The following is a 23,362-nucleotide window of genomic DNA, read 5'->3' on the forward strand; positions in this document are numbered from 1 at the left end:
GGCGTCGCGGGGTCATCCTGCGGTCGTACAGGGACCGGCCGGGGATACGACGTGCGGCTCCCCGGGCCGCTTCCAGCATGGCCGTCATGTCGATCACCACCGAGTTCCTCAGGCGACCTCTCATGACCGGTGCCGTGGCGGCCAGTTCACGGCGGCTGGCTTTCGCGATGACCGAAGGGATCGGCCTGGAGCGGGCCCGGCTCGTCGTCGAACTCGGCCCGGGAACCGGGATCTTCACCGACGCGATCCTCGCCCGGCTCGCCCCCGGCGCACGGCTCGTCGCGGTCGAGCTGAACCCGGTGCTCGCCGCCCGGCTGGCGGCCACCCGGCGTGACACCCGGCTGACCGTGGTGGCGGGCTCGGCCGCCGGGCTGGCCGCCATCGTGGGCGAGCCGGTCGACGCGGTGGTCTCCGGGCTGCCGTGGACGGTCATGCCGAAGCAACGGCGCGCACAGATCCTGGACGCCGTGACCGACGTCCTCGAACCCGGCGGCCGGTTCACCACCTTCGCGTATCTGCACGCGGCCTGGACCCCGCCCGCCCGTGACTTCACCGCCGAACTGGCAGGCCGGTTCCACCGGTTGGAACGCTCGCCCGTGGTGTGGGGGAACCTCCCGCCCGCATTCGCGCACCGGGCCACCCGGTAGCCCCCTTCGCCGACGCCACCACAGTCACCCGCACCCGCCCGGCCCCGGGAACGCCGGCCGAACCCGGGCCCGGTACCATCACGGCCCGTCGCCCGAATGACCCTGGGGCGCCGGGGGAAGGATGCGGGGTGACGTCGTGGCGGCGGGCGTGCCCCGCCGGGCAGCCCTGCGAGGGAGGCGGCGTGGACGGCGAACACAGAGGTGACCCGGGACTGTTCGGCCCGGATTCCGTGACGTGGCAACTGCACGCCGACCCCATGATGTGGGTCGCCGGAATCCGCGCGCTGTACCTCCAGGCGCTGCATCCGCGCGCGGTGCGCGGGGTCGTACAGAACTCGGACTTCCGCAAGGACGCCTGGGGCCGGCTGATGCGCACCGAGAGCTTCGTCGGCACCACGACCTACGGGACCAAGGACGCGGCCGAGAAGGCGGGCGCCCGCGTCCGGAAGATCCACCGCATGCTGTCCGCCGTCGACCCGGACACCGGGGAACGGTACGGCGTCGACGAACCCGGACTGCTGCTGTGGGTGCACTGCGCCGAGATCGACTCCTATCTGCACGTCCTGCGTCGCTCCGGATACCCGGTTACCGACGCCCACGCCGACCAGTACATCCGAGAACACCTGGTCAGCGCCCGTCTGGTGGGCCTCGACCCCGGCGCCGTACCGGCGAGCCAGGCCGAGATGCGCGCGTACTTCGACAAGACGCGGCCCGAGCTGGCCGTCGGAGCCGAGGCACGTGAAGTGGACGACTTTCTCCGCCGTCCACCGACGCATCCGCTGCTCGTCCCGGCGCGGGAGGTGCTGTGGCGGCGCGTGGCGCGGCTGGCGTACGCCTCTCTGCCGCCGTACGCCCACGAGCTGTACGGCAGAGCGGCAGCCGAACCGGCCACCGTGACCCGGCAGTTGCGTGCCACCGGCACCCTCCTGCGCTGTGTTCCCGCACGTCTTCGCCGGCAGCTTCCGCCCAAACACGTCCTGCGGGCCATGTCACGCCTCGGCCCCGGCTCGCGCCCCGCGCCGTACAAAGTCGGAGGACGGCTCGCCATACTGGACGGGCCGGGGGAGGCGAACAGGACCGGGGGCGGCAGTACGAGATGGCGGACACCAGACTGATCCAGGGCCGGTACCGGCTGATCGATCTGATCGGGCGCGGCGGCATGGGGGAAGTGTGGCGCGCCCGCGACGAGTCGCTCGGGCGGCAGGTCGCCGTGAAATGCCTGAAGCCGCTCGGGCCGCACCACGACCAATCCTTCACCCGTGTACTGCGCGAGCGCTTCCGCCGCGAGGCGCGGGTCGCCGCCGCGCTGCAGCATCGCGGGGTGACCGTCGTGCACGACTTCGGCGAGTCCGAGGGGGTGCTCTATCTCGTCATGGAGCTGCTGGACGGACGCAATCTGAGCCAGCTCCTGGAGGACAACAGACACCATCCGCTGCGCGTCCCGGACGTCGTCGACATCGCCGACCAGGTCGCCGCCGCCCTCGCCTACACCCACGAACAGGGCATCGTCCACCGTGACCTGAAGCCCGCGAACATCATGCGGCTGTCCGACGGCACGGTGAAGATCTGCGACTTCGGCATAGCGCGTCTCGGCCACGACATCGGCTTCACCTCCCGGCTCACCGGCACCGGAATCGCCATGGGCACCCCGCACTACATGTCGCCGGAGCAGATCAGCGGCGCCGAGGTCGACCAGCGCAGCGACCTGTACTCCTTCGGCTGTGTGCTCTACGAACTGGCCACCGGGGCACCGCCGTTCGACCTGGACGACGCCTGGGCGGTCCTCATAGGGCATCGTGACACCCCGCCCGAGCCGCCGCGCGGCCACCGCCCGGAGATCCCCGAGTTCCTGGAGCGGATCATCCTGGCGCTCCTCGCCAAGCATCCCGACGAACGCCCGCGTGACGCACGGGAGCTGGCCCGCCGGATCGGCGCGGGCCGCGCCACCCCGCTGTACGTGCCGACCGTCGTCTCCCCGCGACCCCACTTCCCGCCGCCCGAACCCGCCGCCCGTGAACCCCGGCTGCCGTCCTGGACCCGGGGCATGACAGGCGGCCACAGGGCGACCGGCGCGGGCATCCGCGCCCTGCCCCCGGACCCGGCGGCCGGCCTCACCGGCGACTGGACCGCCCGCCCGGCCACCGGCCGCCCCGAGGCACCCGTACCGCAACTGCCGCCCGTTCCCTCGCCGCAGACACTCACCGCACTGGCCGGACGGCACAACGCCGGCCTGAGCCTGGGGCGCCTCGGGCGCTGGGCCGAGGCGGGCGAGGTGCACCGCGCGGTCGCCGCCGAACGCGAACACGTCCTCGGCCCCGCCCACCCCGACACCCTCGCCAGCCGCTACGAGATCGGCTTCACCCTCAGCCGCACCGGCCGCGCCGCCGACGCCCTGCGCGAGTACACCCATGTGGCCAGGGAACGCGAACGGGTGCTCGGCGCCGACCACCCGGACACGCTGGCCGCCCGGCAGGAAACGGCGTACGTCCTGGGCCAGCTGGGCCGCCACTTCGAGGCGCACCAGGCCTACACGGCAGTCCTGGCCGCCCGGGAGCGCACGACGGGCCCCGACCATCCGGACACCCTGCGCTGCCGCCACAACCTCGCCTTCAACCTGAGCCGTCTGGGGCGCCTGGAGGACTCGTACCGCATGGCCCGCGAGGTGGCGGCGGCGCGCGCCCGGGTGCTCGGCGCCGCCCATCCGGACACACTGGTCACCCAGTACGAGGTCGCCTACGCCCTCGGCCAGTTGGGGCGCTGGCCGGAAGCCCTGCGGACATACCAGGAGGTCGCCGCCGCACGCGCCGAGGCATTCGGCCCGGACCACCCCGACACCCTCGCGGCCCGCTACGAGGTCGGCATCAGCCTCGGGCGGCTCGGCCGCAGCACGGAGGCCCTCAAGCTGTACCGCGACCTGATCGACGACCGCACCCGCGTCAACGGCCCCACGCACCCCGAGACCCTGCGCGCCCGGCACGGTCTCGGCGTCAACCTGGGCCGCCTGGACCGCTGGGAGGAGGCGCTCGCCGAGTCCCGTGACGTGTGCGCGATCCGGGAGCGGACCCTGGGCGCGGACCATCCGGACACACTGGTCAGCCGTCGTGAGGTGGCCGTCGGCCTGGGCTGGCTCGGCCGCTGGCCCGACGCCCTGGCCGAGTACCGGCGGGTCGCCACCGCCCGCGAACAGGTGCTCGGCGCCGGCCATCCCGACACCCTCGCCAGCCGCAACGACGAGGCCCACTGCCTGGAGCAGCTCGGGCGGGGCGCCGAGGCCGTTGAGCTGTACCGGAGGGTGGCTGTGCTCCGGCAGCAGCAGCGGGCCTCCGGCGGTTGAGGTGCACGGTTGGGCTGAGGGTCTGCTGCGGCGCCGTCGTGGCTGGTCGCGCAGTTCCCCGCGCCCCTCTAGGGGCGCTGCGCGCCCTAGAGGGGCGCGCGGTCTGGCCCAGGTGATCATCGCGTGTTACCAAGGACCATGCCCGTACATGAGCGCCCCGGACGATCCGACGTACGCGACCGATACGACGCGGTGATCGTCGGTGGTGGTCACAACGGTCTTGTCGCCGCCGCCTACCTGGCCCGGGCCGGGAAGTCCGTGCTGGTCCTGGAGCGGCTGGCCACGACCGGTGGCGCCGCCGTGTCGACCCGCCCCTTCAGCGGGGTGGACGCCCGGCTGTCCCGCTACTCCTACCTGGTCAGCCTGCTGCCCCGGAAGATCGTGCGCGATCTCGGCCTGGACTTCCGGGTGCGCGGGCGCACAGTCTCCTCGTACACCCCCGTGGAACGCGGCGGACGGGCCACCGGGCTGCTCGTCGGCGGCGGCGTGCGCCGCACCCGCGAGGCCTTCGCGCGCCTCACCGGAGGGGAACGCGAGTACGAGTCCTGGCAGCGTTTCTACGGCATGACCGGCCACGTGGCCGAAAAGGTGTTCCCCACTCTCACCGGGCCGCTGCCCACCCGCGACGAGCTCCGCCGCCGTATCGGGGACGAGGACGCCTGGCGCACTCTCTTCGAGGAGCCGATCGGCGCCGCCGTCGAGGCGAACTTCGCCGACGACCTCGTACGCGGTGTCGTCCTCACCGACGCGCTCATCGGCACCTTCGCCGACGCCCACGACCCCTCCCTCCGGCAGAACCGCTGCTTCCTCTACCACGTCATCGGCGGCGGCACCGGCGCCTGGGACGTGCCCGTGGGCGGCATGGGCGCCCTCACCGACGCGCTGGCCGGCGCCGCCCGGAACGCGGGCGCCGTGCTCGCCACCGGCCACGAGGCCGTACGGGTCGACACGGACGGCCGCGCCGCCGAGGTGACGTACCGGACGGCCGACGGGGAGGGGGTGGTCGGTGCCCGGCACGTCCTCGTCAACGCCTCGCCGCAGGAACTGGCCGCGCTGACGGGCGACACGCCGCCGAGCCCCGCCGAGGGCGCCCAGCTCAAGGTGAACATGCTGCTCACCCGGCTGCCGCGGCTCAAGGACACCTCCGTCGACCCACGCGAGGCGTTCGCCGGGACCTTCCACATCGCCGAGGGGTACGAGCAACTCGCCGCCGCCCACGCCCAGGCGACGGCCGGTGAGCTGCCCGCCGCGCCGCCGTCCGAGATCTACTGCCACTCCCTCACCGACCCGACGATCCTCGGCCCGGACCTCGTCGAGCGGGGCTACCAGACGCTGACCCTGTTCGGCCTGCACACCCCCGCACGACTGTTCGTCCGCGACAACGACGCCGTCCGCGACGAACTGCTGAAGTCCACTCTCGCCCAGCTCGACGCCCACCTCGCCGAGCCCCTGGCGGACTGCCTGGCCACCGACGCCGACGGCCGTCCCTGCATCGAGGCGAAGACCCCTCTCGACCTCGAACGCGACCTGCGCCTGCCCGGCGGCAACATCTTCCACCGTGACCTGACCTGGCCCTACGCCCAGGAGGACACCGGACGCTGGGGCGTGGAGACCGGGCACGCCAACGTCCTGCTGTGCGGGGCGGGCGCGGTGCGCGGGGGTGGCGTGAGCGGGGTGCCCGGGCACAACGCCGCCATGGCCGTACTGGAGACGGACGAGGGCTGAACCGGCCGCCATCGCGGTCAGGCGCGCCCGGCCCTCCGTGGCCAAGAATCTGACGGTGTATCAGAAAAGGTCTTCCCTCGTCCGGAGGACTGCGGCATCCTGCCGCCATGCAGACGGAGCTGAGCAGGAAACTGGGCATCGAGCACGCCGTCTTCGGCTTCACGCCGTTCCCCGCCGTCGCCGCGGCCATCAGCCGGGCCGGGGGTTTCGGGGTGCTCGGCGCGGTCCGGTACACGGACCCGGACGACCTCAAACGCGACCTGGACTGGATCGAGGCGCACGTCGACGGCCGCCCGTACGGCCTGGACGTGGTCATGCCGGCCCGGAAGGTCGAAGGGGTCACCGAGGCCGAGGTCGAGGCGATGATCCCCGAGGGGCACCGCCAGTTCGTCCGGGACACCCTGGCCAAGTACGGCGTGCCCGAGCTGGCCGAGGGCGACGCGGCCGGGTGGCGCATCACGGGGTGGATGGAACAGGTCGCCCGCGGCCAGCTCGACGTGGCCTTCGACTACCCGATCAAACTGCTGGCCAACGCGCTGGGCTCGCCGCCCGCCGATGTCGTGGCCCGCGCGCACGATCAGGGTGTGCTCGTCGCGGCCCTCGCGGGCAGCGCCCGGCACGCGCTCAAGCACGCCGAGGCCGGCATCGACATCGTCGTCGCCCAGGGCTACGAGGCCGGCGGTCACACCGGCGAGATCGCCTCCATGGTGCTGACCCCCGAAGTCGTCGACGCGGTCGGCCCGTTGCCCGTCCTCGCCGCCGGCGGAATCGGCAGCGGACGACAGGTGGCCGCCGCGCTGGCCCTCGGCGCCCAGGGCGTCTGGCTGGGCTCCCTCTGGCTGACCGTCACCGAGGCCGACATGCACTCGGCCGCGCTCACCCGGAAGCTGCTCGCGGCCGGGTCCGGCGACACCGTCCGCTCCCGCGCCCTGACCGGCAAACCCGCACGTCAGCTCCGCACCGACTGGACCGACGCCTGGGACTCCACCGACGGACCCGGCACCCTCCCCATGCCGTTGCAGGGCCTGCTCGTCGCCGACGCCGTCTCGCGCATCCAGAAGTTCGAGGTCGCACCGCTCCTCGGCACACCGGTCGGCCAGATCGTCGGCCGGATGAACAGCGAGCGCAGCGTCCAGGCCGTCTTCGACGACCTGACCAGCGGTTTCGAGGAAGCCGTGAACAGGGTCAACGAGATCGCGGGACGCACCGCCGACGGAAGGGGCGACCAGCCGTGAGCGATACAGCGAGCGGAACATCGGGCGTCGAGTCCCTCAACGGATTCTGGGCGCAGGCCGCCGCCGACCCCGAGCGTACGGTCCTCGTCGCGCCCGACGGTGAGCAGTGGACCGCCGGACGCCTGCACGCCGCCACCAACCAGCTGGTCCACGGGCTGCGCGCCGCCGGACTCGGACGCGGTGACGCCTTCGCCGTGGTCCTGCCCAACGGTGTCGAGTTCCTCGTCGCGTATCTCGCCGCCTCCCAGGCCGGGTTCTACCTCGTCCCCGTCAACCACCACCTCGTCGGGCCCGAGATCGCCTGGATCGTCTCCGACTCCGGCGCCAAGGTGCTCATCGCGCACGAGCGGTTCGCCGACGCGGCCCGCGCCGCCGCCGACGAGGCCAGGCTCCCGGCGGACCGGCGGTACGCGGTCGGCGAGGTCGACGGATTCCGGCCGTACGCCGAACTCCTCGACGGACAGCCCGAATCGCCGCCCGGCGAACGCACCCTCGGCTGGGTCATGAACTACACCTCGGGCACCACGGGCCGCCCGCGCGGCATCCGGCGCCCCCTACAGGGCAAGCCGCCTGAGGAGACGTACCTCGGCGGGTTCCTCGCCATCTTCGGCATCATGCCGTTCGGCGGGAACACGCACCTCGTCTGCTCACCGCTCTACCACACCGCCGTACTCCAGTTCGCGGGCGCGTCCCTGCACATCGGGCACCGACTGGTGCTGATGGACAAGTGGACACCGGAGGAGATGCTCCGCGTCATCGACGCCCATCAGTGCACACACACCCATATGGTGCCGACCCAGTTCCACCGGCTGCTCGCCCTGCCGGAGGAGGTGCGGCGGGCGTACGACGTGTCGTCGATGCGGCACGCCATCCATGGCGCCGCGCCCTGCCCCGACCATGTGAAACGGGCCATGATCGACTGGTGGGGCGACTGCGTCGAGGAGTACTACGCGGCCAGCGAGGGCGGCGGGGCGTTCGCGACAGCCGAGGACTGGCTGAAGAAGCCCGGCACGGTCGGCAAGGCCTGGCCGATCAGCGAACTCGCGATCTTCGACGACGACGGCAACCGGCTGCCTCCCGGCGAACTCGGCACCGTCTACATGAAGATGAGCACCGGCGGCTTCGCCTACCACAAGGACGAGGGCAAGACCCGGAAGAACCGCATCGGCGACTTCTTCACCGTCGGCGACCTGGGCGTCCTCGACGAGGACGGCTATCTCTTCCTCCGGGACCGCAAGATCGACATGATCATCTCGGGCGGGGTCAACATCTACCCCGCCGAGATCGAGGCCGCCCTGCTCGCCCACCCCGCCGTCGCCGACGCCGCCGCCTTTGGCATCCCGCACGACGACTGGGGCGAGGAGGTCAAGGCGGTCGTGGAGGCCGCGCCCGGACATGAGCCGGGTCCCGAGCTCGCCGCCGAGATCCTCGCCCACTGCGCGAGCCGGCTCGCCGGATACAAGCGGCCCAGGAGCGTCGCCTTCATCGAGCGGATGCCCCGCGATCCCAACGGGAAGCTGTACAAGCGCCGGTTGCGCGACCCGTACTGGGAAGGCCGTACGCGGTCCGTGTGAGCGGCGGCAGGCGTCGACCGTGGTGTGGTCCCGCCCCGACAACGGGACGGGACCACACCAGACCGCACATCACACATCACACATGTATGGCGTCCATACGTGTGTCCGTCAGCCGTGCACCCGGACCACCCGCAGCGTCGGCGACGCCAGGATGTCCTTCTCGCAGAACCTCGCCGTGACCCAGTTCTTTGTCGAGAACAGGCGCGTCTGGTCCGCGAAGTGCGGCGAGTCCGGATTCGACGACTGGGAGTACGTCAGCAGCGTGCGGGCCACCGGGCAGCGGCTGCCGTCCCAGCCCACGGCCTGGATGTGGCTGGACCCGAACGCGTTGTCCCGGTAGCTGCCGTTCGCCGTGTCCCACACGGGCTCGATCTTGTTCCACACGCCCAGGGACTCGGTGCCGCCGCCGAGCGGCAGACGCTGACCCTTCCTGACCACGTACTGGTGGTCCCCGAGCCGGGCGTTCAGCGGGATGCCCGCGCCGCGCAGCTCGGTCACCGCGTCGGCGAGCGCCCTGGTGAACCCCGGCGCGTCCGTGTTGAGCGTGTTCGGGGTGCCGACCGGGTCCGCCACCGAGAACGGCACCTTCCAGCGCTGCGCGGAGGGCACGGCGCCCATCAGCTTCCGCCAGAACCGGTCGAAGAGCAGCGCGCCCCGGCTGTCACTGTTCATGGTGCGGTCCCAGGACGCCAGCACCCCGCACGCCTCGCTGACGTCAACTGCCGTACCGGTACTGCCGGTTGCCGTACCGCCCGGCAGGGCCGCGCATGCCCGGGCCGCGTCGGCGGCGGCCAGCGCGCCCGTGGTCGAACGGTTCGTGAACTGGTGGCGCTGGAGATCCGCGACCGTCAGCCCGCCCTTCGCGGCCAGCGCCGCCACATCGGCGACGGCACCACGGGTACGCGGTGAGACGTCCGTACGCACCGGTCCGAAGATCCGCTCGTACCCCGTGATCGGCCGGTCCAGGTTGGTCAGCCACGCACTGTTGTTGGAGTTCTCGACATACGGCGTGTCCTTCAGGATCGGCATCCGCGACGGCCCGAAGATCCCGGGCGCCACGGCGTCCGGGTCGTCGGCGATCGCACAGTCGGTGCGCGAGCCGTCGAGGACCGCGACGCCCGCCGCTGGATAGGTGACCCTGCCGAGCGGCGTCGAACAGGCCGCCGCCAACTCGTCGGTGACCCGGGGGAGCACCTGCGACTGGGTGAACAGGGAGTGCCCCGAGGAGTCGGCGGCGACGGTGTTCACCCAGGGAATGCCCTGGTGCCGGTCGAGGGAGTCGAGGATGTCGGCGGTGCGGCGCGCCTTGCTGAAACCGAGCGAGGTGTCGTAGAACCGCAGGTTCGCCGAGTTCGGGTCGTTCAGCGCGTACGCCGTCGTGGTGGTCCAGGGCAGGGGGAGGCCGGTGCCGGGGGAGAGGACGACGGGTCCGTAACGGGTCCACCACTGGACGCGGGTCACCGGCGCGCCGTCCTTCACCGGGACGGTCACCGAACGGCGTGTCATCCGCTCCGGTTTGCCGTCGACCAGGTATGTCGTGGGGTCGGCGGGGTCCAGCTTCAACTGGTGCAGGCTGAACGGCACACCGGTCGAGACGGTGTGGCTCCATGCCACGTTCGCGTTGTAGCCGATGGAGATCGTCGGCGAGCCGAGCAACGAGCCGCCCGCGACGTTCAGTTCGCCCGGGATCGTCTGCTGGGACTGCCAGAAACGGCGTCCGCCCTGCCACGGGTAGTGCGGATTGCCGAGCAGCAGACCACGGCCGCCCGCCGTCGTACTGCCGTTGAACGCCACGGCGTTGGAACCCATGTCGGAGATGCCGAACAGTTCGCGCGCGCCCTTGGCGGCGGCAGCGGCGCTCGGGAGAGCGGACTTCGCGCCCGGGGCGGACGCGGCCGGCGGCTGTGCGGTGGTGATCTCGTCCACGAGGTCGCCCTGGCCGCCGAGCACCGCGAGGGCGTACGCACGGGTGGCCACGTCGAGACCGGTCACCGGCCGTACCCAGGCGGCGCCCGCGCACGCCGGGTCCTCGACCTTGTTCTGCTTCAGCCACGCGTTGTAGCCGGCCGCCCAGCCGTTCATCAGGTCCTTGACGGCCCTGCTCGGGCCCTGCGGCGCGGGCTGGGCGAGCAGCCGCCCGACCGTGCCGTTGTCGCGCACTCCACGGAAGTACAGATCGCTGGAGAGGTTGTCGGACGCCTCCGAGAGTGAGTGGTCGGTCCCGGCGTCGGGACCGAACCAGCGCGAGCGGTCGCCGCGCAGGGTCGTGAAACCGTCGGCGAGCACACACACCTGGTCGGCGGCCTGCGCCCAGCCGCTGCCGAAGCCGAGGTTCTTGTAGTCCTTCGCGACGATGTGCGGGATGCCGTACTCGGTGTACCGGATCACGGCGGACAGCCCACCGTGGGACGTATGCCGCTGTGACACCTGTGACACGTGTGACATCTGTGATGCCCGTGCTGTCTGTGACGGCGCGCTCTGCGCCGTGGCGGCGGGCAGTGCTGTCGTGGCGGTGAGTAATGCGACGGCAGTGACGACGAGCCGTCTTGTGCGGGTGCGCATCGTGCCTCCCAACGTCATTGAGGGAAGGGTCGGTTGACCGTACCAGCGGGTATGTGTCCTGGCCCCCGCCGGTGCTTGACCTCGTTCGGTGACGGAACGAGGATCATGGACTATGACGCAGCAATACGGGAGCACGGTTGATGGGGTGCTGCGGCGCAGCGCCCAGCGCGTTCCGGCGCGGATGGCGGTCGAGTACCGCGAACGCGACTGGACGTACGAGGAACTCGACGAGGCCGTCTCCCGTGCGGCGGGCGTACTGATCGCCGAGGGCCTGAACCCCGGCGACCGGGTCGGCGCCTACGGCCACAACTCGGACGCCTATCTGATCGCCTTCCTCGCCTGCGCCCGCGCCGGCCTCGTGCACGTCCCGGTCAACCAGAACCTGACCGGCGACGACCTCACCTACATCGTGGAGCAGTCCGGCAGCACGCTGGTCCTCGCCGACCCGGACCTCGCCGACCGGCTCCCCGACGGCGTACGGACCCTGCCGCTCCGTGACGCCGACGGCTCGCTCCTCGCGCGGCTGGCCGACACCGAGCCCTACGACGGTTCCGAGTCGCGCACCGAGGACCTGGTGCAACTGCTGTACACCTCCGGGACCACCGCGCTGCCCAAGGGCGCGATGATGACGCACCGCTCCCTGGTGCACGAGTACCTCAGCGCGATCGCCGCCCTCGACCTGAGCCCCGGCGACCGGCCCGTGCACTCGCTGCCGCTCTACCACTCGGCCCAGATGCATGTGTTCCTGCTGCCGTATCTCGCGGTGGGCGCGACGAACGTCATCCTCGACGCACCCGACGGCGACACGATCCTCGACCTCGTCGAGACCGGCCGGGCGGACAGCCTGTTCGCGCCGCCGACCGTGTGGATCGCCCTCGCTGGCCGCCCCGACTTCGCCACCCGAGACCTGAGCGGACTGCGCAAGGCGTACTACGGGGCGTCGGTCATGCCGGTCCCGGTGCTGGAGCGGCTGCGCGAGCGGCTCCCGAAGCTCGCCTTCTACAACTGCTTCGGCCAGAGCGAGATCGGCCCCCTCTCCATGGTTCTCGGACCCTACGAGCACAAGGGCCGGCTGGACTCCTGCGGGCATCCGGTGCTCTTCGTGGACGCGCGGGTGGTGGACGAGGACGGCGAGGAGGTCCCGGACGGCACGGCCGGCGAGGTCGTCTACCGGTCCCCGCAACTGTGCGAGGGCTACTGGGACAAGCCCGAGGAGACGGCCGCCGCCTTCCGCGACGGCTGGTTCCACTCCGGTGACCTGGTCGTCCGGGACGCCGACGGTTTCTACACCGTCGTCGACCGGGTCAAGGACGTCATCAACTCCGGTGGCGTCCTGATCGCCTCACGCCAGGTCGAGGACGCCCTGTACACCCATGAGGCGGTCGCCGAGGCGGCCGTCGTCGGCCTTCCCGACGAGCGCTGGATCGAGGCGGTCACGGCGGTCGTCGTCGCGCGCGGCGAGGTGACGGAAGCCGAACTGATCGCCCATGCCCGCGAGAAGCTCGCCCACTTCAAGGCACCGAAGCGGGTTCTGTTCGTGGACGAGCTGCCCCGCAACGCGAGCGGGAAGATCCTCAAGCGGGAGTTGCGGGACCGGTTCGCCGGTTCCTGACCGGTCAGTTCTCGGCGGCGGCGAAGGTCGCCTCCGAGGCGCTGACCGTCCCGGCGGTACGCCCGGGGGCCGTCTGGTACTGCCAGTAGAGGTTGGTGTGCGCTATCACCTCGGCCGGTTTCGGAGCGCCGTACTCCGTGAGGTCCTCCGTGGCGTGGGCGTCGCTGACCAGCGTCACGTCGTAACCGCGCACCAGGCCGCCGTGCAGGGTGGAGCGGACACACCAATCGGTCTGGGCGCCCGTGACGAGCAGCCGGCCGACCGAGTGTCCGGCGAGGACGTCCTCCAGTTCGGTGGCCTCGAAGGAGTCGCCGTACCTCTTGTGGACGAGGGGCTCGGTGTCGCGGCGGACCAGTTCCGGCACGTACTCCCAGCCTTCGCTCCCCGTCTTCAGCTCGTCGCTGGAGTGCTGCACCCAGACCACGGGCGCACCCTCGGCGCGGGCCTTGTCGACGAGGATGTTGATGTTCGCGAGGACCTCGTCACGGTTGTGCGCGCCCTCCATCACTTGGTTCTGGACGTCGATGATGAGCAGCGCGCTGTTCGGGCGGTCGGGCAGGGTCGTCATGGGAACCTCGTCATCTCCTCGGCACGGACGTCCATCGCACCCACCACACTAGAACCCACCACTGACAACGGCACCTGACCTGCTGGTTTCCCCTGATTTCCGCTGGTCTCCCCGTCGGCCGGGGTCAGCGCGACCTCAGGTCCACCACCCGCCTGATCTTCCCCACCGACCGCTCCAGCGACTCCGGCTCGACGATCTCCACCGCCGCCGAGACCCCGATGCCGTCCTTCACCGCGGCCGCGATCGCGCGGGCCGCCGCCTCCCGGATCTCGGGGGTGGCACCTGGTCGCGCCTCGGCCCGGACGGTGAGGAGGTCGAGGCGGGACTCGCGGGTCAGGCGGAGCTGGAAGTGGGGCGCGACACCCGGAGTGCGCAGCACGATCTCCTCGATCTGGGTGGGAAAGAGGTTCACTCCGCGCACGATCAGCATGTCGTCGCTGCGTCCGGTGACCTTCTCCATCCGCCGGAAGACGCGGGCCGTACCGGGCAGCAGCCGGGTCAGGTCCCGGGTCCGGTAACGGATCACCGGCATCGCCTCCTTGGTGAGCGAGGTGAACACCACTTCCCCCTTCGCCCCCTCCGGCAGCACCTCGCCCGTGATCGGGTCGACGACCTCCGGGAAGAAGTGGTCCTCCCACACATGCAGCCCGTCCTTGGTCTCGACGCACTCCTGGGCGACCCCCGGGCCGATCACCTCCGACAGGCCGTATATGTCGACGGCGTCGATCGCGAACCGCTCCTCGATCTCCTCGCGCATCCGCTCCGTCCACGGCTCGGCCCCGAAGATGCCGACCCGTAGGGAAGTGCCCCGGGGATCGACGCCCTGCTTCTCGAACTCGTCGAGGATCGTAAGGAGATAGGACGGGGTCACCATGATGATCCCGGGCCGCAGGTCCTGGATCAGCCGGACCTGGCGGGCCGTCATGCCGCCGGACGCGGGGATCACCGTGCAGCCGAGCCGTTCGGCGCCGTAGTGCGCGCCGAGACCACCGGTGAACAGGCCGTATCCGTACGCCACATGGACCGTGTCACCGGGTCGGCCGCCCGCCGCGCGGATCGAACGCGCGACCAGGTCGGCCCACAGGGACAGGTCGTTGTCCGTGTAGCCGACGACCGTCGGGTGACCGGTGGTGCCGCTCGACGCGTGGATCCGGCGGACCCGGTCCCGGGGGACGGCGAACATCCCGTACGGGTAGGTGTCGCGCAGGTCCGCCTTGGTGGTGAAGGGGAACAGGGCCAGATCGGCGAGGGAACGGCAGTCGTCCGGGTGGACGCCCGCCGCGTCGAACGAGCCGCGGTAGAAGGGCACGTTCTCGTAGGCGTAACGCAGCGAGGCCCGCAGCCGCTCCAACTGGAGTGTGCGCAGGGCCTCCGCGTCGAGCCGTTCCCCCGCGTCCAGCCAGCGCGTCGCATCCGCCATCGGGCGTCTCCCCAGCATCGCGGCCGTCCGCGCCGGTACGGGCCACCGATCGGTCCACGGATCGGGCCGCGGATCGGGCCGCGGATCGGGCCGCGGATCGGGCCGGCACGGGCGACCGATCATTCGGTCGAGGTGTCGGTGATCAGTAATCCAGGAGTGCGCCGCGAGGGCAAGAGGGCGGCCCGGAAGCCCGGTGGGTGTCGGCCCGCGCTGGAACGCGGGCCGAGTCCGTCAGGTCGTTCGGTTCTTCACCTGTTCACTTCTTCGCCGGGCCGTACGCCGTCATGAAACGGTCCCGGAACTGGTCCATGCGCCACTTCGGGGCGTTGCCGGCGGGCTTGAGGCCGTCCGTCCAGCCCCAGTCGGCGACGCGGTCCAGCACCTTCGGGTCGTGGGCGATGATCGTGACCGGCACGTCCCTGTTGGCGGTGCCCCCGGTGACCGTAGGGACGGGCTGGTGGTCGCCGAGGACGACGAGGACGGTCTTGTCGTCGCCGTAGCGCTGGACCCACTGGGTCACGCTGTCCAAGGAGTACTGGATGGCCTTGCGGTACTCGGTCCGCACGCGCTTGGCGCTCTTCCAGACCTCGGTGGGGTTCGTGCCCTCCTCCTTGATCTTGTTGAAGACCGTACCGTTCCCGAGGTCGTTCCAGTCGATCGTGTGGGCGATGGGGGACCAGGGGTTGTGGCTGGAGGCCAGGATGATCTCCGCCATGATCGGGTCGCGGTCCTTTTTCCCGTGCTCCAGTTTCTGGAAGGCCTCCAGGCTGAACTGGTCCGGCACCGGGGTCCAGCTGAAGTACGGGCCCTGGTAGCCGAGGTGCGTGGAGTCGTAGATGTGGTCGAGCCCGAAGTACTTGCCCTCGGGCCAGGACTTCCGGACGCCCGGGACGATGCCGACCGTGCGCCAGGCACCGGTCTTCTGGAAATAGCTGGTGAGGGTGGCGCGGTCGCTGGTGGTCACGGTCCGGTACCGCTGCTGGTTCTTGATCCACAGACCGGACAGGAACGTCGTGTGGGCGAGCCAGCTCCCGGCGCCCGTCACGGGTGACGTGAGCCAGCCGCTGCGCGCCGCGAACCCGGCCGACTTCAGCCTGTCGTCGCCCGCCTTGAGCGTCGCGTCGATCTCCGGGGCCATCGCCGGATCGTCGATCGCCACCCGGCCGTAGCTCTCGATGAAGGTGAACAGCATGTCCTTGCCGCGAAGTCCGGTCAGCAGCCGGTCGGACGGGGTGCCGGCGAAGGCGTCGACGCGGAGCTGCTTCTGGAAGACCTCGGCGTCCCCGAGGCCTTCGCGGACGTACTGCACACGGTTGGTGAGGTACTGGGTGTAACCCTTGGTCGCGATCGTCACACCGCCCGGCTGTACGCCCAAGGTGAAGCAGACGATCCACGCGGTGCCGAGGACCAGCGTGGTACGCACGGCCACGGGCCGGTGCCTGGCCATCAGGTCGGCCAGCCGCACCATGGCGAGCGCGCTCATCACGAGAACGGCGATCAGCAGGACGATCACGCCGATCACCACGAGCACCTCGCCCGGCCGGCCCAGGGAGTCCTTGAGGAAGTCCGCCGCGTCGTTCAGCAGCACCCAGTCGAAGACCAGGTCGAACGGCCGGGCGAGGGTCTGGTAGAAGCCCATGTCGAGGCACTTCAGCACGGTGGACAGCCCGACGAACGCCCCCAGGACGAGGGCCGTGACCCGCCGTGCCCTCGACGGCAGTACGAGCAGCACGGCCGCGAGGAAGATCGCCTCGACGGGCAGCCGGAGGAACGAGTCGACGGCGATCCGGTCGAGGCGGTTGGGTATGAGGAGCACGCCGAACAGCAGCACACCGGCCAGGACGCTCGTGCCCACCCGCACGGCACGGGCGGCACGGGGGAAACGACGGCGCCAGCCGAACCAGCCGGGGCGGACGGCAGCGGCGGCGCCGCCGCTCGGGCCGGGTTCGTCGGCGGACGTGGAGCCGGCGGACGTGGAGCCGGAGGCCGCCGCGTCGGTGGAGTCCTCGTCGGCGGAAGCCGCGCGGGGGACGACGGCCTCGTTGGGCGCTTTCTCGCCCTTCCCGCCCTTCCCGTCCTTCCCGTCCTCCGGGCCGTCGGCGGTCCGAGCCGATGCGGGGTGTGCGACCGGCTCGTCCGCCTCCGCGGTCGTTGTGGGCCCGTTCGCTTCGCCGGTCGCCCCGGCCGTTTCCTCGTCCGCAGGTTCTACGTCCGCAGGTTCTACGTCCGCCGGGGCGCCGGGGCCGGGGTCGTTCGGCGCGGGAGCGGTCGAGGCATCCTCGGCCGGGGTTCCGTCCGGTGAGGCCGAGGCCGCGTCCGTCTCCGGCAGTTGACGAGGGGGCGTGTGGTGCGACACCCGAGGGTCCTTCCGTGCGAAGACGCTGATGGCACGGCAGACCGGGCCCGCAGGGCAGGGCCGCCAACCTGGCGTACGGCCCTGCGTCATCCTCTGTTCAAACACCCGTCGACCGCGCGCACAGAGTACGCCCGCTGCCCCCGGCCCCGCCCACCGGCGACCGACCCCTGCCTAGCGGTCCGCCCCGGCCGCCACTTGCTGGGCCCACCGGTAGTCCGCCTTGCCGCTGGGCGACCGCTGTATCGTCTCGGCGATCACCAGTTGGCGAGGGATCTTGTAACCGGCCAGACGGGTACGGCAGTGGGACTGGACGTCCTCCAGCGAGGGCCGTGGCGCCCCCTTCCGCAACTCCACCACCGCCGCCACATGGTTGCCCCACCGCGCGTCCGGAACACCGGCCACGAGCACGTCGTACACGTCCGGATGGGACTTGAGCGCCTGCTCGACCTCCTCCGGATACACCTTCTCCCCACCCGTGTTGATGCACTGCGAACCCCGGCCGAGGACGGTGACGACACCTTCCTCGTCGACCGTCGCCATGTCACCGAGCAGCGCCCACCGCTCGCCGTCCTTCTCGAAGAAGGTCTCCGCCGTCTTCCGCGGGTCGTTGTAGTAGCCGAGCGGTACGTGTCCGCACTGGGCGATCCTGCCCACCTCACCCGGCGCCACCGGCTCGTGGGTCGCCGGATCCACCACCTGTGTGCGGGAGTTGACGCGGATACGGAAGCCGCGCTCGGGGCCCGAGTCCTCGGTCGCCGTACCGTTGAAGCCGGACTCCGACGACCCGAAGTTGTTCAGCAGCATGACGTTGGGGACCAGGGCCTGGAACTCGGCGCGCACCGTGTCCGACATGATCGCGCCGGAGGACGAGACACTGAACAGGGCTGAGCAGTCCGTGTCCTTCATGGGCCCGTTGAGGGCGTCGATCAGCGGACGCAGCATCGCGTCGCCCACCAGGGACACACTGGTGACCTTCTCCCGCTCGATCGTGCGCAGCACGTCCTCCGGGGTGAACTTGCGGTGGATCACCACGCGTTGGCCGAAGTTGAAGCCGATGAAGGCGGTCAGGGTCGAGGTGCCGTGCATCAGCGGGGGAGTGGGGAAGAAGGTGATCCCCTCACCGCCGGCCGCGACCCGCTCGGCCAGCTCCTGCGGGGACTTGACCGGCTCCCCGGTCGGCGCACCGCCACCGAGCCCCGAGAAGAACAGGTCCTCCTGACGCCACATCACCCCCTTGGGCATACCGGTGGTCCCGCCGGTGTAGATGATGAACTGGTCATCGCCCGAGCGGGCCGGGAAACCCCGCTCCGCGGACCCGGCCACCTCGGCCTCGGTGAAAGGCACCGCATCCAACTCGGTTGACCCGGGAGCGGGTTCGCCCACCCGGATCAGATGCCGCAAGGCGGTCGCCCGTGGCCGTGCCGCCGCCACCCGATCCGTGAACTCCGCGTCGAACACCAGGGCGGCGAGATCGGCGTCCCGGTAGAGGTACACCAACTCCTCTTCCACATAACGGTAGTTGACGTTGACCGGCACGATTCGCGCCTTCAGGCACCCCAACACGGTCTGGAGATACTCGACCCCGTTGTAGAGATGCAGCCCCAGATGCTCGCCGGGGCGTATCCCGCTGTCGACCAGATGATGGGCGATCCGGTTGGCGGCGGCGTCCAACTCCGCGTAGGTCAGGCGGCGTTCCGCGCCGGTACCGGGGTGATCGAGGTACACCAGTGCCGCACGATCCGGCACCGCGTCCACGACCGACTCGAACAGGTCGGCAAGGTTGTACTCCACCGCTCCTCCTGACCCCGGGCATCCCTGGCGGTTGTCGGCTCGCCGGTCATCAGAGCAAAGGGCGCGGCAACTGTGAAGGGGCGGCGCCGAAGAAATCTGACTACCTGTCAGAAAACCCTTGAAGTGCTTCCTCCGCTACTGCAACCTGTTCTCGTTCTTCACCTGTTCTCGTTCTTTCATCAGAGGGGAGATGGGCGATGGGTGGGACCGAACACCTCACCGTGCGGCGCGAGAACGCCACGCTGGTCCTCACGCTCAACCGGCCGGAAGCCAGGAACGCGCTCTCGCTGCCGATGCTCGTCGGGCTGTACGACGGCTGGGTCGAGGCCGACGCGGACGACTCCGTCCGCTCCGTCGTGCTCACCGGAGCGGGGGGTGCCTTCTGCGCCGGGATGGACCTGAAAGCCCTGGCCGGAAACGGTGGTCAGGAGGGGGAGCAGTACCGCCACCGCCTCAAGGCCGACCCGGACCTGCACTGGAAGGCGATGCTGCGCCACCACCGCCCCCGCAAACCGGTCATCGCCGCGGTCGAGGGGTACTGCGTCGCCGGCGGCACCGAGATCATCCAGGGCACCGACATCCGGGTCGCGGGCGAGTCGGCGACCTTCGGACTCTTCGAGGTCAAACGCGGCCTCTTCCCGATCGGTGGCTCCACGGTCCGCCTCCAACGGCAGATCCCCCGCACCCACGCCCTGGAGATGCTGCTCACCGGACGCCCGTACAGCGCCCAGGAGGCCGCCGCGATCGGGCTGATCGGACACGTCGTGCCCGACGGAACCGCCCTGGACAAGGCCCTGGAGATCGCCGAACGGATCAACGCGTGCGGCCCGCTCGCCGTCGAGGCGGTCAAGGCCTCCGTCTACGAGACCGCCGAACTGACGGAGACCGAGGGTCTCGCCGCCGAACTCAAGCGCGGCTGGCCCATCTTCGACACCGCCGACGCCAAGGAAGGCACCCGAGCCTTCGCCGAAAAGCGCCCGCCCGTCTATCGGCGGGCCTGACCCGCGAAGGAGCACACCCGGATGACCACCGAAGTCCTCAAAGCGCCCCTGGTCGTCGAATTCCCCTTCACCCGCTCCCTGGGCCCCGTCCAGAGCGCCTTCCTGACCGGCCTGCGCGAACAGGTCGTCCTCGGTGTCCGCACCGCCGACGGCCGCACCCTCGTCCCGCCCGTCGAGTACGACCCGGTGACCGCCGACGAGATACGCGACCTGGTCGAGGTGGCCCCCACCGGCACCGTCACCACCTGGGCCTGGAACCACGCCCCGCGCCGGGGCCAGCCCCTCGACACACCCTTCGCCTGGGTCCTGGTCCGCCTCGACGGCGCCGACACGGCCCTCCTCCACGCCCTCGACGCACCCGGCCCCGACGCCGTCCACACCGGCATGCGCGTCCGGATCCGCTGGGCGGCGGAACGCTCCGGCGCGATCACGGACATCGCCTGCTTCGAGCGGTACGACGGCGACGGCGACGGCGATGGAGATGGAGATGGCGGCCATGAAGTGGCCGACCACGATGGGCAGTTCGAGTCCATGGTGACCGGCATCGTCGCCCAGGCCCGCCTCGACTACTCCTACTCGCCCGGCCGCGCCCAGACCGCCTACATCAACGCCCTCGCCGAGCGGCGGATCGTCGGCGAACGCTGCCCGTCCTGCCGGAAGGTGTACGTCCCGCCCAGGGGCGCCTGCCCCACCTGCGGTGTCGGCACCGCCGAGCAGGTCCAGGTGGGCCCGGGGGGCACGGTCACCACGTACTGCATCGTCAACATCAAGGCGCGCAACCTCGACATCGAAGTGCCCTACGTCTACGCCCACATCGCCCTCGACGGCGCAGACCTCGCCCTGCACGGCCGGATCGGCGGCATCCCCTACGACCAGGTGCGCATGGGCCTGCGGGTGGAACCGGTGTGGACGGAAGGGGGCCGCTACCCCGACCACTACCGGCCCACCGGCGAGCCCGACGCGGACTACGAGACGTACAAGGAGCTGCTGTGACACGGGAGATAGCCGTCGTCGCCTTCGCGCAGACCGATCACCGGCGCACCAGCGAGGAACTCTCCGAGGTCGAGATGCTCATGCCGGTACTCCACGAGGTGCTCGACCGCACCGGGCTGAAGACCAGCGACATCGGCTTCACCTGCTCCGGCTCCTCCGACTACCTCGCCGGCCGCGCCTTCTCCTTCACCCTGGCGCTCGACGGGGTGGGCGCCTGGCCGCCGATCTCCGAGTCGCACGTCGAGATGGACGGGGCCTGGGCGCTGTACGAGGCCTGGACCAAGCTGCTGACGGGTGACACCGACACGGCGCTCGTCTACTCGTACGGCAAGTCCTCACCGGGCTCGGTGCGTGACGTGCTGACCCGGCAGCTCGACCCCTACTACGTGGCCCCCTTGTGGCCGGACTCCGTGGCGCTCGCCGCGCTCCAGGCGCGGGCGCTCATCGACGAGGGCTACACCGACGAGCCGGCACTGGCCGCTGTTGCCGCCCGGAGTCGTACGGACGCCCGGACCAACTCCCATGCCCAGCTACGGGGTTCGGTGCCGCACGGGGAGTACGTCGTACAACCGCTGCGTATCGGGGACTGTCCGCCGGTCGGTGACGGGGCCGCCGCCGTGATCCTCGCGGCCGGTGACCGGGCCCGGGAACTGTGCGAGCGGCCCGCCTGGATACGGGGCATCGACCACCGCATCGAGGCCCACTCGCTCGGCGTCCGCGAACTGACCGACTCACCGTCGACACGGCTCGCCGCCGAGAAGGCCGGCGCCTTCGAACGGCCCGTGGACACCGCCGAGTTGCACGCGCCGTTCACCTCGCAGGAAGTCGTCCTCAGGAAGGCGCTCCGGCTGGGTGACGACGTCCTGGTGAACCCCTCCGGGGGTGCCCTGGCCGCCAACCCGATCATGGCCGCCGGGCTGATCCGCATCGGCGAGGCCGCCGCCCGTATCCACCGGGGCGAGTCCGACCGGGCCCTCGCCCACGCCACCTCCGGGCCCTGTCTCCAGCAGAACCTGGTCGCCGTACTCGAAGGGGAGCCCCGTCATGCCCAGTGAACCCGTGGCGGTCGTCGGGATCGGCCAGACCAAGCATGTGGCTGCCCGCCGGGACGTGTCCATGGCCGGCCTGGTGCGGGAAGCAGCCCAACGGGCCCTGCTCGACGCCGAGTTGACGTGGGCCGACATCGACGCCGTCGTCATCGGCAAGGCGCCCGACTTCTTCGAGGGCGTCATGATGCCCGAGCTGTATCTCGCCGACGCACTCGGCGCGGTCGGCAAACCGATGCTGCGCGTGCACACGGCGGGCTCGGTCGGCGGGTCCACGGCCCTGGTCGCCACGAACCTCGTCAGGTCGCGCGTCCACGCCACCGTCCTCACCCTCGCCTACGAGAAACAGTCCGAGTCGAACGCCATGTGGGGTCTCTCCCTGCCGATCCCCTTCCAGCAGCCGCTGCTGGCCGGCGCCGGCGGCTTCTTCGCCCCGCACGTGCGCGCGTACATGCGGCGCAGCGGCGCCCCCGACACGGTCGGCTCGCTGGTCGCGTACAAGGACCGGCGCAACGCGCTTCTGAACCCGTACGCGCATCTGCACGAGCACGACATCACCCTGGAGAAGGTCCAGGCCTCGCCCATGCTGTGGGACCCGATCCGCTACTCCGAAACCTGCCCCTCCTCGGACGGCGCCGTCGCGATGGTCCTCACCGACCGCGCCGGAGCCGCCCGCTCCCCACGCCCGCCCGCCTGGCTGCACGGCGGCGCGATGCGCAGCGAACCCACGCTCTTCGCGGGCAAGGACGCCGTGTCGCCGAAGGCGGGCCAGGACTGCGCGGCCGACGTGTACCGGCAGGCCGGGATCGCCGACCCGCGCCGGGACATCGACGCCGTCGAGATGTACGTACCGTTCTCCTGGTACGAGCCCATGTGGCTGGAGAACCTCGGCTTCGCCGCCGAGGGCGAGGGCTGGAAACTCACCGAGGCCGGGGTCACCGAGCTGGACGGGGACCTGCCCGTCAACATGTCGGGCGGTGTCCTGTCGACCAATCCGATCGGCGCCTCCGGCATGATCCGCTTTGCGGAAGCAGCGCTCCAGGTGCGCGGGCTGGCCGGAGAACACCAGGTGGACGGGGCCCGCCGGGTCCTCGGGCACGCCTACGGCGGTGGCTCCCAGTTCTTTTCCATGTGGCTCGTCGGCAGCGAACCGCCCACCTCCTGAAGCGTCCCCCTCACGTGGCCTGTCGGCGGCAGGAACCGATGGCTAGGCTGGCGGCGGACGACGTAACCGGGAGGAGCACGGACGTGGCCGAGAGCACGATCCAGGAGCACCCGCTCGCGGGCTGGGACAAGCCGGAGCTGGATCTCAGCAACGCCGACTGGCAGTCCAGCAGCAGTGGGCGCGGGGATGTCCAGATCGCCTTTGTCGAGGGGTTCATCGCGATGCGCAACAGTGGCCGCCCGCACAGCCCTTCCCTGATTTTCACGCCCGCGGAGTGGGGCGCGTTCGTGTCGGGGGCCCGGGAGGGGGAGTTCGACCTGACGTGAGGTCCGG

The 23,362-nt window shown here is 70.9% G+C and carries 17 protein-coding genes; 12 read left to right on the plus strand and 5 right to left on the minus strand.

What is annotated here, in order from left to right:
• The first annotated feature begins 86 nt into the window (after window positions 1-86).
• The 6 genes from AOK08_RS04240 to AOK08_RS04265 all read left to right on the plus strand — a co-directional run bounded on the left by AOK08_RS04240 (window position 87) and on the right by AOK08_RS04265 (window position 8,515).
• Window positions 87-647: a class I SAM-dependent methyltransferase gene (locus tag AOK08_RS04240; protein WP_055523789.1), complete on the plus strand. Its 561-nt coding sequence runs from the start codon at window positions 87-89 to the stop codon at window positions 645-647.
• A gap of 182 nt (window positions 648-829) precedes the next feature.
• Window positions 830-1,762, plus strand: a complete 933-nt coding sequence (locus AOK08_RS04245) for an oxygenase MpaB family protein (protein WP_055523760.1) — start codon at window positions 830-832, stop codon at window positions 1,760-1,762.
• Window positions 1,744-3,981 (plus strand): serine/threonine-protein kinase, encoded by a 2,238-nt coding sequence (locus tag AOK08_RS04250; RefSeq protein WP_055523762.1) that lies wholly within the window; start codon window positions 1,744-1,746, stop codon window positions 3,979-3,981. Before AOK08_RS04245 ends, AOK08_RS04250 begins: the two co-directional genes overlap by 19 nt.
• 138 nt (window positions 3,982-4,119) lie before the next feature.
• Window positions 4,120-5,706, plus strand: coding sequence for a phytoene desaturase family protein (locus AOK08_RS04255; protein WP_055523763.1), 1,587 nt, complete (start codon window positions 4,120-4,122; stop codon window positions 5,704-5,706).
• 107 nt (window positions 5,707-5,813) lie between these two features.
• Window positions 5,814-6,941: a nitronate monooxygenase gene (locus tag AOK08_RS04260; protein WP_055523765.1), complete on the plus strand. Its 1,128-nt coding sequence runs from the start codon at window positions 5,814-5,816 to the stop codon at window positions 6,939-6,941.
• Window positions 6,938-8,515 (plus strand): acyl-CoA synthetase, encoded by a 1,578-nt coding sequence (locus AOK08_RS04265; protein ID WP_055523766.1) that lies wholly within the window; start codon window positions 6,938-6,940, stop codon window positions 8,513-8,515. Before AOK08_RS04260 ends, AOK08_RS04265 begins: the two co-directional genes overlap by 4 nt.
• 108 nt (window positions 8,516-8,623) lie before the next feature.
• Here the strand turns inward: AOK08_RS04265 and AOK08_RS04270 are convergent, their stop codons facing one another.
• Entirely contained in the window at window positions 8,624-11,077 is a 2,454-nt protein-coding gene (locus AOK08_RS04270) for a penicillin acylase family protein (protein ID WP_055523768.1), read from the minus strand.
• Between the two features lie 112 nt (window positions 11,078-11,189).
• Between AOK08_RS04270 and AOK08_RS04275 the strand changes: the two genes are divergently transcribed.
• Entirely contained in the window at window positions 11,190-12,689 is a 1,500-nt protein-coding gene (locus AOK08_RS04275; RefSeq protein WP_055523773.1) for an acyl-CoA synthetase, read from the plus strand.
• A gap of 4 nt (window positions 12,690-12,693) precedes the next feature.
• Here the strand turns inward: AOK08_RS04275 and AOK08_RS04280 are convergent, their stop codons facing one another.
• The 4 genes from AOK08_RS04280 to AOK08_RS04295 form a co-directional block, all read right to left on the minus strand.
• Window positions 12,694-13,257 carry a cysteine hydrolase family protein gene (locus AOK08_RS04280; RefSeq protein ID WP_055523774.1) on the minus strand — a complete coding sequence of 188 codons (564 nt, stop codon included), beginning with the start codon at window positions 13,255-13,257 and terminating at the stop codon, window positions 12,694-12,696.
• A gap of 124 nt (window positions 13,258-13,381) precedes the next feature.
• Entirely contained in the window at window positions 13,382-14,677 is a 1,296-nt protein-coding gene (gene paaK, locus AOK08_RS04285; protein ID WP_055523776.1) for a phenylacetate--CoA ligase PaaK, read from the minus strand.
• A 256-nt stretch (window positions 14,678-14,933) separates the two neighbouring features.
• Window positions 14,934-17,033, minus strand: coding sequence for an alkaline phosphatase family protein (locus tag AOK08_RS04290; RefSeq protein ID WP_055523777.1), 2,100 nt, complete (start codon window positions 17,031-17,033; stop codon window positions 14,934-14,936).
• A gap of 171 nt (window positions 17,034-17,204) precedes the next feature.
• A complete protein-coding gene (locus tag AOK08_RS04295) occupies window positions 17,205-18,824 on the minus strand; it encodes an acyl-CoA synthetase (RefSeq protein ID WP_055523779.1) in 1,620 nt (539 codons plus the stop codon).
• Window positions 18,825-19,021: 197 nt separating this feature from the next.
• On the opposite strand from AOK08_RS04295, the gene AOK08_RS04300 reads away from it, so the two are divergent.
• The 5 genes from AOK08_RS04300 to AOK08_RS04320 all read left to right on the plus strand — a co-directional run bounded on the left by AOK08_RS04300 (window position 19,022) and on the right by AOK08_RS04320 (window position 23,355).
• Entirely contained in the window at window positions 19,022-19,825 is an 804-nt protein-coding gene (locus AOK08_RS04300; RefSeq protein WP_055523781.1) for a crotonase/enoyl-CoA hydratase family protein, read from the plus strand.
• A gap of 21 nt (window positions 19,826-19,846) precedes the next feature.
• A complete protein-coding gene (locus AOK08_RS04305; RefSeq protein ID WP_055523783.1) occupies window positions 19,847-20,818 on the plus strand; it encodes a Zn-ribbon domain-containing OB-fold protein in 972 nt (323 codons plus the stop codon).
• Complete coding sequence (locus tag AOK08_RS04310) at window positions 20,815-21,873, plus strand: thiolase domain-containing protein (RefSeq protein WP_055523784.1); 1,059 nt, start codon at window positions 20,815-20,817, stop codon at window positions 21,871-21,873. Before AOK08_RS04305 ends, AOK08_RS04310 begins: the two co-directional genes overlap by 4 nt.
• Window positions 21,863-23,029 (plus strand): thiolase domain-containing protein, encoded by a 1,167-nt coding sequence (locus AOK08_RS04315; RefSeq protein WP_055523786.1) that lies wholly within the window; start codon window positions 21,863-21,865, stop codon window positions 23,027-23,029. Before AOK08_RS04310 ends, AOK08_RS04315 begins: the two co-directional genes overlap by 11 nt.
• Before the next feature lie 83 nt (window positions 23,030-23,112).
• Window positions 23,113-23,355, plus strand: a complete 243-nt coding sequence (locus AOK08_RS04320; protein ID WP_055523791.1) for a DUF397 domain-containing protein — start codon at window positions 23,113-23,115, stop codon at window positions 23,353-23,355.
• Window positions 23,356-23,362: the final 7 nt, after the last annotated feature.

Source organism: Streptomyces graminilatus, assembly GCF_001418565.1.
Classification (GTDB): Bacteria; Actinomycetota; Actinomycetes; order Streptomycetales; family Streptomycetaceae; genus Streptomyces; species Streptomyces graminilatus.

Coding starts and splice junctions, on each gene's coding strand:
- AOK08_RS04255 (WP_055523763.1), top strand. CDS start 4,120: ATGCCCGTACATGAGCGCCCCGGACGATCCGACGTACGCGACCGATAC.
- AOK08_RS04250 (WP_055523762.1), top strand. CDS start 1,744: ATGGCGGACACCAGACTGATCCAGGGCCGGTACCGGCTGATCGATCTG.
- paaK (WP_055523776.1), bottom strand. CDS start 14,677: ATGGCGGATGCGACGCGCTGGCTGGACGCGGGGGAACGGCTCGACGCG.
- AOK08_RS04240 (WP_055523789.1), top strand. CDS start 87: ATGTCGATCACCACCGAGTTCCTCAGGCGACCTCTCATGACCGGTGCC.
- AOK08_RS04280 (WP_055523774.1), bottom strand. CDS start 13,257: ATGACGACCCTGCCCGACCGCCCGAACAGCGCGCTGCTCATCATCGAC.
- AOK08_RS04275 (WP_055523773.1), top strand. CDS start 11,190: ATGACGCAGCAATACGGGAGCACGGTTGATGGGGTGCTGCGGCGCAGC.
- AOK08_RS04315 (WP_055523786.1), top strand. CDS start 21,863: ATGCCCAGTGAACCCGTGGCGGTCGTCGGGATCGGCCAGACCAAGCAT.
- AOK08_RS04260 (WP_055523765.1), top strand. CDS start 5,814: ATGCAGACGGAGCTGAGCAGGAAACTGGGCATCGAGCACGCCGTCTTC.
- AOK08_RS04300 (WP_055523781.1), top strand. CDS start 19,022: ATGGGTGGGACCGAACACCTCACCGTGCGGCGCGAGAACGCCACGCTG.
- AOK08_RS04305 (WP_055523783.1), top strand. CDS start 19,847: ATGACCACCGAAGTCCTCAAAGCGCCCCTGGTCGTCGAATTCCCCTTC.
- AOK08_RS04270 (WP_055523768.1), bottom strand. CDS start 11,077: ATGCGCACCCGCACAAGACGGCTCGTCGTCACTGCCGTCGCATTACTC.